At 64.8% G+C, this 12,623-nt stretch carries 11 protein-coding genes; 4 read left to right on the forward strand and 7 right to left on the reverse strand.

The window, feature by feature from the left end; genetic code table 11:
- Nucleotides 1-254 precede the first annotated feature (254 nt).
- A complete protein-coding gene (gene acnB, locus ACW4E8_RS10905) occupies nt 255-2,846 on the forward strand; it encodes a bifunctional aconitate hydratase 2/2-methylisocitrate dehydratase (RefSeq protein ID WP_456804513.1) in 2,592 nt (863 codons plus the stop codon).
- Between the two features lie 202 nt (nt 2,847-3,048).
- Here the strand turns inward: acnB and ACW4E8_RS10910 are convergent, their stop codons facing one another.
- From ACW4E8_RS10910 to ACW4E8_RS10940, 7 genes are all read right to left on the reverse strand, one after another.
- Complete coding sequence (locus ACW4E8_RS10910; protein WP_456804514.1) at nt 3,049-4,257, reverse strand: aminotransferase class I/II-fold pyridoxal phosphate-dependent enzyme; 1,209 nt, start codon at nt 4,255-4,257, stop codon at nt 3,049-3,051.
- A gap of 37 nt (nt 4,258-4,294) precedes the next feature.
- The gene (locus tag ACW4E8_RS10915) at nt 4,295-4,939 is read right to left on the reverse strand and encodes a 4-carboxy-4-hydroxy-2-oxoadipate aldolase/oxaloacetate decarboxylase (protein WP_456804515.1); all 645 of its coding nucleotides are present in this window, start codon (nt 4,937-4,939) and stop codon (nt 4,295-4,297) included.
- A 68-nt stretch (nt 4,940-5,007) separates the two neighbouring features.
- The gene (locus ACW4E8_RS10920; protein WP_456804516.1) at nt 5,008-6,264 is read right to left on the reverse strand and encodes an NAD(P)/FAD-dependent oxidoreductase; all 1,257 of its coding nucleotides are present in this window, start codon (nt 6,262-6,264) and stop codon (nt 5,008-5,010) included.
- 14 nt (nt 6,265-6,278) lie between these two features.
- Entirely contained in the window at nt 6,279-7,007 is a 729-nt protein-coding gene (locus ACW4E8_RS10925; protein WP_456804517.1) for an amino acid ABC transporter ATP-binding protein, read from the reverse strand.
- The gene (locus ACW4E8_RS10930) at nt 6,982-7,731 is read right to left on the reverse strand and encodes an amino acid ABC transporter permease (RefSeq protein ID WP_456804518.1); all 750 of its coding nucleotides are present in this window, start codon (nt 7,729-7,731) and stop codon (nt 6,982-6,984) included. The genes ACW4E8_RS10925 and ACW4E8_RS10930 overlap by 26 nt, the downstream gene beginning before the upstream one ends.
- A 3-nt stretch (nt 7,732-7,734) precedes the next feature.
- On the reverse strand, nt 7,735-8,433 hold the full coding sequence (locus tag ACW4E8_RS10935) for an amino acid ABC transporter permease (protein ID WP_456804519.1): 699 nt from the start codon (nt 8,431-8,433) through the stop codon (nt 7,735-7,737).
- A gap of 55 nt (nt 8,434-8,488) precedes the next feature.
- Nucleotides 8,489-9,310 (reverse strand): ABC transporter substrate-binding protein, encoded by an 822-nt coding sequence (locus ACW4E8_RS10940; protein ID WP_456804520.1) that lies wholly within the window; start codon nt 9,308-9,310, stop codon nt 8,489-8,491.
- A 192-nt stretch (nt 9,311-9,502) separates the two neighbouring features.
- Here ACW4E8_RS10940 and ACW4E8_RS10945 point away from each other — a divergent pair, with 192 nt between their 5' ends.
- The 3 genes from ACW4E8_RS10945 (at nt 9,503) to ACW4E8_RS10955 (ending at nt 12,572) form a co-directional block, all read left to right on the forward strand.
- Nucleotides 9,503-10,423 carry a LysR family transcriptional regulator gene (locus tag ACW4E8_RS10945; protein ID WP_456804521.1) on the forward strand — a complete coding sequence of 307 codons (921 nt, stop codon included), beginning with the start codon at nt 9,503-9,505 and terminating at the stop codon, nt 10,421-10,423.
- 13 nt (nt 10,424-10,436) lie between these two features.
- On the forward strand, nt 10,437-11,357 hold the full coding sequence (locus tag ACW4E8_RS10950; RefSeq protein WP_456804522.1) for a LysR family transcriptional regulator: 921 nt from the start codon (nt 10,437-10,439) through the stop codon (nt 11,355-11,357).
- A gap of 210 nt (nt 11,358-11,567) precedes the next feature.
- The gene (locus tag ACW4E8_RS10955) at nt 11,568-12,572 is read left to right on the forward strand and encodes a tripartite tricarboxylate transporter substrate-binding protein (RefSeq protein ID WP_456804523.1); all 1,005 of its coding nucleotides are present in this window, start codon (nt 11,568-11,570) and stop codon (nt 12,570-12,572) included.
- Nucleotides 12,573-12,623: the final 51 nt, after the last annotated feature.

A 12,623-nucleotide genomic window follows, 5' to 3' on the forward strand; every position in this document is an offset into this window, starting at 1 on the left:
CTGGTGCGAGCTGCCGCGATTCCTGGCCGGGCCGCCGGGCAGGTCGCGCGAGCGCCGCCATGCATTCCCTACTACGCTAGTCGGGTAGTGATTCATGTGGGTTCGCAAGTCGTCCAATTTCCAACGCCTTGATTTGCATGATGTTTTTTGTTTTTACTCTTATATAAGATATAAGACATTTGACCAAGGAGCCGCTTCGGACTACAATCGCGACGTAACGAGATTTTCTAAACCTAATTACTCAGCAGGTTCCCATGCTTGAAAACTATCGCGCACATGTGGCCGAGCGCGCCGCGCTTGGTATCCCCCCTCTGCCCCTGACCGCCAAGCAGACGGCTGAGCTGGTCGAACTGCTGAAGAACCCGCCCGCCGGTGAAGAGCAGAACCTGGTGGAGCTGATCACCTACCGCGTGCCGGCCGGCGTGGATGACGCCGCCAAGGTCAAGGCTTCGTACCTGGCCGCCGTGGCGCTGGGCAAAGAGAAGTGCGCGCTGATCTCGCGCGCCAAGGCCACCGAGTTGCTGGGCACCATGCTGGGCGGCTACAACATCTCGCCGCTGATCGAGCTGCTGGATGACGCCGAAGTCGGCACCGTCGCCGCCGAGGCGCTGAAGAAGACCCTGCTGATGTTCGACGCCTTCCACGACGTGAAGGAAAAGGCGGACAAGGGCAATGCCAACGCCAAGGCCGTGCTGCAAAGCTGGGCCGACGCCGAGTGGTTTACCAGCCGTCCGGAAGTGCCGCAAAGCCTGACCATCACCGTGTTCAAGGTGCCGGGCGAAACCAATACCGACGACCTGTCGCCGGCCCCGGACGCCACCACCCGCCCGGACATCCCGATGCACGCGCTGGCGATGCTGAAGAACAAGCGCGAAGGCGCTGCGTTCCAGCCGGAGGAAGACGGCAAGCGCGGTCCGATCAAGTTCATTGAATCGCTGAAGGAAAAGGGCCACCTGGTCGCCTACGTGGGCGACGTAGTCGGTACCGGTTCCAGCCGCAAGTCCGCCACCAACTCGGTGCTGTGGTTCACCGGCGAAGACATCCCGTTCATCCCGAACAAGCGCTTCGGCGGCGTGTGCCTGGGCAACAAGATCGCCCCGATCTTCTACAACACCATGGAAGACGCCGGCGCACTGCCGATCGAGCTGGACGTGTCGAAGATGGAAATGGGCGACGTGGTCGAGCTGCGCCCGTACGAAGGCAAGGCCCTGAAGGACGGCGCCGTGATCGCCGAGTTCAAGGTCAAGTCGGACGTGCTGTTTGACGAAGTGCGTGCCGGCGGCCGCATTCCGCTGATCGTCGGCCGCGGCCTGACCGCCAAGGCGCGCGAAGCGCTGGGCCTGGCCCCGTCGACGCTGTTCCGCCTGCCGCAGAACCCGGCCGACACCGGCAAGGGCTTCACGCTGGCGCAGAAGATGGTCGGCCGCGCCTGCGGCCTGGCTGAAGGCAAGGGCATCCGCCCGGGCACCTACTGCGAACCGAAGATGACTTCGGTGGGCTCGCAGGACACCACCGGCCCGATGACCCGCGACGAGCTGAAGGACCTGGCCTGCCTGGGCTTCTCGGCCGACCTGGTGATGCAGTCGTTCTGCCACACCGCCGCCTACCCGAAGCCGGTCGACGTCAAGACCCACCACACGCTGCCTGAGTTCATCAGCACCCGCGGCGGCATCTCGCTGCGCCCGGGCGACGGCGTGATCCACTCGTGGCTGAACCGCATGCTGCTGCCCGACACCGTCGGCACCGGCGGCGACTCGCACACCCGCTTCCCGATTGGCATCAGCTTCCCCGCGGGTTCGGGCCTGGTGGCCTTTGCCGCCGCCACCGGCGTGATGCCGCTGGACATGCCGGAATCGGTGCTGGTCCGCTTCAAGGGCCAGATGCAGCCGGGCGTGACCCTGCGTGACCTGGTCAACGCGATCCCGCTGTACGCGATCAAGCAAGGCCTGCTGACCGTGGCCAAGCAAGGCAAGCAGAACATCTTCTCGGGCCGCGTCCTGGAAATCGAAGGCCTGCCCGACCTGAAGGTCGAGCAAGCGTTTGAACTGTCGGATGCATCCGCTGAGCGTTCGGCCGCCGGTTGCACGGTGCGCCTGAACAAGGACCCGATCATCGAATACATCAACAGCAACATCACGCTGCTGAAGTGGATGATCGCCCAGGGCTACCAGGACCCGCGCAGCCTGCAGCGCCGCATCAAGGCCATGGAAGCGTGGCTGGCCGATCCGAAGCTGCTGGAGCCGGACGCTGACGCCGAATACGCCGCCGTGATCGAGATCGACCTGGCCGACGTGCATGAGCCGATCGTGGCCTGCCCGAACGACCCGGACGACGTCAAGACGCTGTCCGAGGTGGCCGGCGCCAAGATCGACGAAGTGTTTATCGGTTCGTGCATGACCAACATCGGCCACTTCCGCGCAGCGTCCAAGCTGCTGGAAGGCAAGCGCGACATCCCGGTCAAGCTGTGGGTCGCCCCGCCGACCAAGATGGACCAGAAGCAGCTGACCGAGGAAGGCCACTACGGCGTGTTCGGCACCGCCGGTGCCCGCACCGAAATGCCGGGCTGCTCGCTGTGCATGGGCAACCAGGCACAGGTGCGCGAAGGCGCAACGGTGATGTCGACCAGCACGCGTAACTTCCCGAACCGCCTGGGCAAGAACACCAACGTGTACCTGGGTTCCGCCGAACTGGCCGCGATCTGCTCGCGCCTGGGACGCATCCCGACCAAGGAAGAGTACATGGCCGACATGGGCGTGCTCAGCGCCAACGGCGACAAGATCTACAAGTACATGAACTTCGACCAGATCGAGGACTTCAAGGAAGTGGCCGACGGCGTGACGGTGTAAGCCGCGCAGTCAGGCTGGCATGAAGTAGCTCAGTCAGTAGTCCACTAATGTAGTCATCTAATAGCTTGCGGTCTTTCTGTCCGCAAGCTATTTTTTTTGCAGGATTTTTTTGGCCAATTGACCTGCATTGGCAGCGATAGCCAGGGGTGTTTGCAGGTGCCGCCGTGCGTTGGCAGTCCCGGGGCGCACGGCAGGAGTCGCGTTATCGCAGCGTCGCCACGGCTCGCTTAAGGCGCTCGCAGCCTTCTTCGATCACTTCCAGCGAGGTCGCGAAGGAGAACCGCAGGTAGGGCGAAAGGCCATATGCCGTGCCGTCGAGCACCGCCACACCGGCCTTGTTCAAGAAGAACATCACCACGTCCAGATCGGTCTTCAGGAACTTGCCCGTATCCGTCTGCTTGCCGAGCAAGTTCTTGACTGACGCGTAGAGATAGAAGGCGCCTGCTGACGGCGTGCAAGAAATGCCGGGGATCTCGTTTAACAGTGCCGCCATGCGATTGCGGCGCTGCTCGAAGATGGCGACCATCTCGCCCACGCACGCCTGGTCGCCCTCCAGCGCCACCACGGCTGCGGCCTGGGACACGGAGCTGGTGCAGGTCGAGCTTTGCGACAGGATGGTGCTGATGGCCTTGACGAGATCCCGCGGGCCGGCACCGTAGCCGACGCGCCAGCCGGTCATGGCATAGGCCTTGGACATGCCGTTGATCAGCAACGAGCGATGCTTCAGCGCCGGCACCAGCGCCAGCGGGGAAACGGCGGTGCCGCCGTCATACACATAGGGCTCGTAGATCTCGTCGCTCATCACCCATACGTGAGGATGGCGCTCCAGCACCGCGCACAGGTCGCGCAGTTCCGCGGCCGTGTAGACCGCGCCGGTGGGGTTGTTGGGGCTGTTGAGGATCAGCCAGCGTGTGCGGGGCGTGATGGCGCCTTCCAGCGCGGCCGCGGTCAGCTTGAAGCCGACGTCGGCATCGCATTTGACGATGACGGGCTTGCCGCCGTTCATCGTGACCATGTCGGGATAGGAGACCCAGTACGGCGCGCTGATGATGACCTCGTCGCCGTCTTCCAGCGATGCGGTCAGCGCGCTGAAGATCACCTGCTTGGCGCCGCAGCCCACCACGATCTCGTCCGCGCCGTAGTCCAGGCCGAGGGTGCGGCCGAGCTTGGCGGCAATGGCGCGCCGTAGCGCGGGGGTTCCCAGCGTGCTGGTGTACTTGGTTTCGCCGCGGGCGATGGCTGCGTTGGCTGCGGCGCCGATATGCGCGGGCGTCGGCAGGTCGGGCTCGCCGATAGTGAAGTCGAGCACGTTCTGGCCCTGGGCGCGCAGCTCGTCGACCAGTGCCTTGGCGGCGATGCTGGGCGACGGCTTGATCAGCCCCATGCGGCTGCTGATGATGGAGGGATGCATTTGTGAAGGTCCTTGCGTTGGCGGTTGATCGAGGGCTTCAGGCAAGGCCATGGCGCCGGAGTGTGTCCTGCAGGCCGAGCAGTTCGACCATCGTCGCTCCGCTCTCCAGGCGCTCGCGGATGGCGGCTTCCTTGCGCTCGCGCTCTTCGCTGGCCGCGATCACTTGTTCGACTTCTTCCTGTGCCACGGCAACGACGCCGTCGCGGTCGCCCATGATGATGTCGCCCGGGCGCACGATCACGCCGCCGACTGTGACCGGCACATTGACCTTGCCAGGCTGGAATTTGTTGGTGCCCTTGATGCAAAGGCCGCGGCAGAACACGGGGAAGCCCATGTCGACAATCGCGCTCGCATCGCGCACCGCGCCGTCGATCACCAGCCCGGCGATGCCGATCTTCTGCGCCGCCAGCGTCAGCAGGTCGCCCCACGGGCCGGCATCGACAAAGCCCTTGGCGTCGATGACCAGCACGTCGCCGCGCTTCGCCTTGGTCAGGGCATAGTGGATCATCAGGTTGTCGCTGGGCCGGATATCAATGGTCAGGGCAGGGCCGGCCACGCGCATCGACGGATCCAGCGGGGCGATGCGGGGATCGACGGCGCCGCGCTGGCCCTGCGCCTCATGGATGGTGGCGGCGCCCAGGCGATTGAGCGTGTCGAGTTGCGATTGGGTGATTTCGGGCATGGTTGTCTCCGGGTAGTCGAGTGCGACCCTCCCTGCGGGAGGTGGCAGGTTTAATCGTCAGTGGGCGTTCAGTGAAAGCGTTCGAGTCGAAACGCCGAGAGTTCCAGCGGCGGCGGCGCGTCGCGGACCAGGTTCGACACGCACCGTGCGGTGATCGCCGAGGTCGTGAGGCCGCTATGGGCATGGCCGAAGGCATAGAACACGGACGGGGCGTGCCCGACGCGGCCGATCGCGGGCATGCCGTCCGGAAAGGACGGGCGCACGCCCATCCACGGCCTGGCGGCGGTGCCGCGAATGCCGGGCAGGTATGCGCGGGCAAGGCGGAGCAGCATGCTGGCGCGACGCATGTCCGGCTTTGCATCGGCATGAGCGAATTCGGCGGTGCCGGCCAGCCTCAGTCCCTCGTCCATCGGCGTTGCAGCGAAGAAGGGTTCGCCAAATACGATGGGGCGGTGCAGCGAGATGCCGGCGTCCGGCAACATCAGGTGATAGCCGCGCTCCGCCGCCAGCGGTACCCGGTAGCCGAGCTGTGCCAGCAATGGTCCCGACCGGTAGCCCGCTGCCACCACGACGCTCGCGGCGGAATGGGTTCCGGTTGCGGTGACCACTTCCGCGCGACCTGGAGCCGCCTGGCGGACAGCGCGCACTTCGTCGCGCAGGATCGCGCCGCCCAGCTCAACCAGCCGCCGGGCGTAGTGCTCACCCAGGCCCCGCGGGTCGCTGCAGCGCCCGGCGTACGGATAGAAGATGCCGCCGGCGATGTCCTGGCACAGCGCCGGCTCGAGTTCCCGAACGCCGGCGCTCGACACGCGCTCCGCGGCAAGGCCATAGCTGTTCCACACGGGCAGGGCGCGGCATTTCGCATCAAGGGCAGCATCGCTTCGGAACGCGACCAGTCCGCCGTCACGGCTGACAAGATGCTGCGCCGATGCCTCCCGCGTCAGTTCGTCGAAAGCCGCGATGGCCTGGCCCGTGAGCGCGGCCAGGTTCGACAGCACGACTTGGTACGGTTGCGGTCGCAGCGCTGCCACCGCGCGCCACGCCCACGGCAACAGCCGCGGCGCATAACGCGGCTGCACGACCAGCGGACCGTCCTTGTCGAGCAGCAGCCGTGGCAGCCTGCGCAGCAGGTCCGGTGTCGCCGGCGGAAAGATGTTCGCTTCCGACAGGTAGCCGGCATTGCCGGACGAAACTCCGGACATCGGCACGTTGTTGTCGATGACGGTGACCTGGTGGCCATCCATCCGCAGCCGCAAGGCGATCGACAGGCCGACGATCCCGGCGCCGACCACGATGGCAGAGCCCGGCGCGTTGTTGTGTTCCATGATCCGGTGCGTCCTCAATGCGAGCGCAGGTCAGACAGGAACGCGCGCGCCCGCGGATGCTGGGGCGAGGCAAAGAAGTCGACCGGCGACGCTTCCTCCAGAATCGCGCCCTTGTCCATGAACCAGACGCGGTCGGCGACTTCCCGCGCGAAGTTCATCTCGTGCGTGACGCAGACCATGGTCATGCCGTCCTTTGCCAGCCCCTTCATCACGTTCAGCACTTCGCCGACCATTTCCGGGTCGAGCGCGCTGGTCGGCTCGTCGAACAGCATCACCGGCGGGTCCATTGCCAGCGCCCGCGCAATCGCGACGCGCTGTTGCTGTCCCCCGGAGAGTTGCTGCGGGTAGGCCTCCGCCTTGTGTGCCAGGCCGACGCGATCGAGCAGCGACATGGCCTTGCTCTTTGCCTCGCTCTTGCTCTTCGCCGCGACCTTGACCGGCGCCAGGCAGACGTTGTCGAGCGCGGACAGGTGCGGGAACAGGTTGAACTGCTGGAACACGAACCCAACGTGGCTGCGGAACTTGTTCAGGTTCAGCGCCGGCGAGTGGATGTCCTGGTTGTCGAGCCGGATGGTGCCGTTCTGGATGTCTTCCAGGCGATTCACCGTGCGGATCAGCGTCGATTTGCCGGACCCCGAGGGGCCGCACACCACGACCACCTGGCCGCGGCCGACTTCAGCAGTCACGTCCACGAGGGCGTGATAGTCGCCATACCACTTATTGACTTTGGAGAACTGAATCATTTTGAATGCTCCGTGCGGGGGCGGTCTTGCCGCTGGTCTTTCCACTCCTCCTGCGCGTGACGCGACGCTCCAGGGCGTGCGCCAGCTGGGTCAGGCAGAAGCAGACAGCGAAATAGGTCAGGGCCAGGATCAGAAAGACTTCGAACGGCCGCGTCAGCAGGTTGGTGTTCACCTGGTTGGCGGAGAAGGTCAGCTCCTGCACGCTGATGACATAGCCGAGCGAGGTCTCCTTGATGGTCGACACGAACTGGCTGACGATGCTCGGGATCATGTTGTAGAGCGCCTGCGGCAGGATCACCTTCGTCATCGTTTGGGCATGGCTCAGCCCGAGCGCGCGGGCCGCTTCGGTCTGGCCGCGCGGCAGCGCCTCGATGCCGGCGCGGATCACTTCGGAGAGATAGGCCGCCTCGTAGATCACCAGCGTGCACAGCAGCGTGGTGAAGCCCGTCACGCTGTGGCCGAGCAGCAGCGGCACCAGGAAGTAGCTCCAGAAGATCAGCATCACCAGCGGCACGCCGCGGACGATGTAGACCAGTACCGTGGCGGGCACCCGGAACAGCTTCCAGGGCGAGACCCGCGCCACCGCCAGCAGGATGCTGATCGGGAACGAGAGCACCAGTCCCAGCACCGACAGCAGCAGCGTCAACGCCAGGCCGCCGAGCGGTCCGTTGGGATACTGGCCGAGCAGCAGCAGGTGCCAGTTGTCGCGAAGGATATCGATCATGGTTTATCTCGCCGGAATGCGCGTGCGTTGGGCCATCGCCGCGCCGATCGCCATCAGGCTTAGGGACACCGCCAGGTAGAACGCGGTGGCCAGCATGTAGGCCTCGAACGTGCGGAAGGTGTGGTTCTCGACTTCGCGCACGGCATAGGTCATCTCCGCCGCGCCCACCGCCATCGCCAGACTGGTGTTCTTGAACAGCAGCACGGTGTGGTTGATGAAGGGCGGCAGCGCGATGCGGAACGCCTGCGGCAGGATCACATAGCGCATCGACCCCAGGTAGCTCAGGCCGAGCGAACGCGAGGCTTCGTGCTGCCCGAACGGGATCGAACGCAGCCCGCTGCGGATGTCCTCCGAGAAGTAGGCGGCCATGCACAGGCCGATGGCGATGCTGGCGAAGATCATCTCGCCGCCGTTGGCGTTGGCCCAGTTCTGGGCCGCTTCGGGCAGCAGTGTTGGAATGCCGAAGTACCACAGCAGGATATGGACCAGCATCGGCACGTTCTGGTGGTAGGCGACGTACCCGGCCACGAAGCGTTCGGCGATGGGATTGCCGGATACGCGGACGGTGGCGAGCACGGTGCCCAGCACGAAGGCAAGCGTCCAGCTCGAGATCGTGAGCCAGGCGGTCAGCTGCAGGCCCTTGAGCAGCTGCTCGCCGTACGGCGCGGCAAGGATCGCAGTGAAGTTGAAGTGGGAAAGCATGGCTTGCTCCTGGAGCGGGGCCGATATCAACCGATACCGCCCCGCCTTTGTGTTCTCAGCCTTTGATCGGCTGGATGCGGAACTCCCGCTTCATCTGGAACAAGGTCTTGAGGCCCAGCCACTTGTCGAAGATCTGCTGCGCTTCGCCGGACTTCTCCATGTCGGCCAGTGCGGTGTTGACGGCCTTTTCCAGTGCCGGCTCGCCCTTCCTGATGCCCAGGCCCCAGGCTTCCTGCCCCAGGGCGGGGGTGATCACCTGGATGTTGCCGGACGGTCCCAGCTTGGCGATAAAGCGGCGCAGCATCGACTCCGACAGGCCGAAGCCGTCGACCTTGCCTTGCACCAGCGCCATGAATGCGGAGGGCGCGTCGTCATAGCTGACGAGCTGGGCCGAAGGCAGTACCTTTTGTACAAAGTTCTGCGTGCTCGATCCCTTGATCGTGCTGATCCGCTTGCCGGCGAGGTCATCGCGCTGCCTGAACGCGCCACTGGCCTTGACCGCCAGCTTCTGCTCGCTGACGAAGTAGCTGTCGGAGAAGGCAATCTGCTCGGCGCGCGCGGGCGTATGGCCGAGCACCGCGGCCAGCAGGTCCACGCGACCCTGGCTCAGCTCCGGGATGCGCGCTTCGAGCGATACCACTTTCAGCTCGGGCTTCACGCCCAGCGATTTGGCGATGGCCTTGCAGAAGTCGACGTCATAGCCGGCCAGTTCGCGGGTGGACGGGTCCTGGAAGCCGAACGGCTCCAGGTTGCTGAGCACGCCGCAGACCAGCGTGCCCCGGGACTTGATGTCGGTCAGCTGGTCGGCGTGGGCGGGGGCGGCCATTGCCGCGGCACAGGCCAGTACGGCCAAGCTGGCTTTGATGATGGGCTTCATGGTTTCTCCAGGGGGCAGTGTCTGTGCCGCCGACGCGGCATGGTCTTTCGTGGGTCTTCGTCGTCAGTGGCGCAGGTTCGGTTGCGCAACGTGAAAACGATTCTTGCAGATGGATATAATTAGTTAAAGCGACATTTTCAGGCGCTATCTCATTCAAAATTGTGACGGAACGATGGGGTTACCCCTAAGCCCATGACGACGCTCAAGCAACTGGAGGCCCTGGCTGCGATTGCGGACACGGGTTCGGTGGAGGCGGCAGCACGACGCCTCGGTGTGGTCCATTCGGCGGTGTCCCGGCACCTCCGCGACTTCGAAGGCGACTTCGGCTATCCGCTGCTGGACCGCGCCGGACGCACGGTGCGGCTCACGGTGGAAGGCGTGGAGGTGCTCAACCGGGCCAAGGCCGTGCTGATGCAGCGGGACCTGCTGCTGGAGCGGATCGCCAGCAAGGAGGTGCTGACCCGCAAGCTGCGCCTTGGCGTGACCGAGTTGACGGCGCTGACCTGGCTGCCAAGGTTGCTGGAGGCCATTCAGGCGGTGTATCCGCGCGTCACGATCGAGCCGGAAGTCGACTACAGCGTGCATTTGCGGGAGCGGCTGCAAGCCGGGCAGCTTGATCTCGCCATCCTGCCCGACGCATTTGCCGCCACCGGCTACGTGAAGGAGAAGCTGGCGGAGGTACAGAACGAGTGGTTCTGCACACCTGGCTTGCGACCCGGCACGGGCCGCATGCCCCTGTCCCGGATGAGCGAATACACCTTGCTCACGCAGGGCAACCTGTCGGGGTCCGGCATCCTGATCGGCGAATGGCTGCGACGACACGGCGTGGTGCCGCGCAATACCATCGCAAGCAACAGCCTGGTCGCGCTGGTCGGCATTGCCGCATCCGGGCTGGGCGTGGCGTACCTGCCACGCTCGGTGATTCGGAACTTGCTGGAGTCAGGCCAGCTGGTGGAACTGAACGTCACGCCAAAGCTGCCGCGAGTTCGCTACGTGACGATGATTCGTTCCGATGTGGCGATGCCGTTCCTGCGCAGTGTGGTAGAGCTCGCGCGTAGCACTTGCGACTTCGAGCATTCCTATCACGCACCCGTCAGGGACATCGAACGGTGAGAGAGGCTGCCGCATGATCACCATCAAGCAAGTGGAAGCGTTCTACTGGGTCGCGAAGCTGGGAACCGTGCAACGGGCGGCTTCCAAGCTGCACGTGACGCAATCGGCGGCAACCAAGCGCCTGCAGGAACTGGAGCGGATCTCGGCGGCGCCATTGTTCGACAGCTCAGGCAGGAAAGCCGCGCTGACACCGAAAGGGCAGGAACTGCTCGAGCTGTGCGAGAACTTCCTTGCGGCAACCGCGCGCCTGGAGGAGGTCAAGGCGTCCGCGAAGCACGTCGCACGCGTCCTGCACATCGGCATTACGGAACTCGTCGCGCTGACGTGGTTCCCGAGCCTGGTGCGACGGCTCAATGGCGTGTATCCGCAGGTCACGCTGCAGCCGGACGTCGACCTGTCTGCCTCGCTGCGCGACAAGGTGCTGGACGGACGACTGGATCTGGCGGTGCTGCCCGAAGCCTATATCGCGCCGGCCATGGCATCGGTCAGGCTGCAGTCCGTGCCGTTCGGGTGGATTTGTCCGAGCGGCGCATTCGATGGCAATGCGGTCGTCTCGTTGCAGGACCTCGCGGCACGGCCGCTGATCGAGCAGGACGCGGGCTCCGGCCTTACAGCGCTTTGCGAGACCTTGTTTGCGCAGGCTGGTATCCAGCCCCATCGCGTATCAGGAAGCAACAGCCTGGTCGCGCTCGCCGGGCTCGTAGAAGCCGGCATGGGGGTGAGCTGCGTGCCTTTGCACTTGTTCGAACAGGAGATCAGGCAGAAGCGCCTCCAGCACGTGCGCACCGACCCGCCTGCGCCGGGCATTGCTTACTTTGCCGTGTTTCTGAAGCAACATCAGGCGGCACTCGGTTATGCCGTTGCGGACATTGCCCGGCAGTGCTGCGATTTTGGTGCGAGGCACAGGCAGACAAGGCGCCGCGACGCGCCTTAGTGCGTCGCTCAGAAAATTCAGTATCGGAGAATCGGGCTGGACGCGGCTGGGGCCTGGTCTCGCAGCGCCTGCCTGCGTTCGGCCGGGCCGTATGACCCATTCGATAAATCCGGATTCCCTCCGGTGCAGCAATCCCGCACTCTAGTCTCCGTTTGATAAACCGACCGGCGCGACACCACAAGCACGCGCTGGCGACATGGAGACGGTGATATGCGCGTTCAAGCGGGTAAGGCCATGCTGGCCGGTATGAAGTGGATCACGGGCGGGGCGCTCGGACTGGCGTTTTCCGCGGGGGCGCTGGCGGCGGACGCGTATCCGTCGAAGCCCATTACGCTGGTGGTGCCGTTCTCAGCCGGCGGCCCGACCGATGTGGTGTCCAGGGCGCTTGGGCAGGCCATGTCGAAGGAGCTGGGGCAGAGCGTCGTCGTGGAAAACAAGCTCGGCGCCGGCGGCACGGTGGCGGCCGCCTTCGTGGCGCGGGCGCAGCCGGACGGCTACACCATCCTGATCCACCACAACGGCATGGCGACGGCGCCGGCGCTGTACAAGAAGCTCTCCTACAGCCCGCTGAAGGATTTCGAGTACATCGGGCAGGTGGCGGATGTGCCGATGACGCTGCTGGGCCGCAAGGACCTGCCGCCTGCCAACGCGGCGGAGCTGATCAAGTACGTGTCGCAGAACAAGGAGAAGGTCTCGCTGGCCAATGCCGGCCTTGGCGCGGTTTCGCAGCTATGCGGCCTGCTGTTCGAGGAGGCAGTCAACGTCAAGATGACTTCCGTTCCCTACCAGGGCACCGGCCCCGCGCTGACGGCGCTGCTGGGCGGGCAGGTGGATCTGTTGTGCGACCAGACCACGTCGACGCTGTCGCATATCAACGCCAACCGCGTCAAGCTGTATGGCGTGACGACACCGAGCCGTATCAAGGCGCTGCCCAATGCGCCCACGCTGCAGGAAGGCGGCCTGAAGGGCTTCTCGATGAAGGTCTGGCACGGAATCTATGCGCCCAAGGGCACGCCGCCCGCGGTCACCGCCCGGCTGACCAAGGCGCTGCAGCAGGCACTGAAGGATCCTGCCATCGCCAAGCGGCTTGACGACCTGGGTGCGGAGGTGGTGCCGGTAGACAAGCAGACGCCGGAGGGGCTGCGGACCTGGCTCAAGGCGGAAAGCGATAAGTGGCAGCCGTTGCTGAAAACGATGAAGGTGGAGGCCGACTGACATCCTGCAGCCGGTAGCGCGCCAACGCTTCCGTTCCGTTGGACCTGGAAT

This window comes from Cupriavidus sp. CP313, assembly GCF_054072015.1.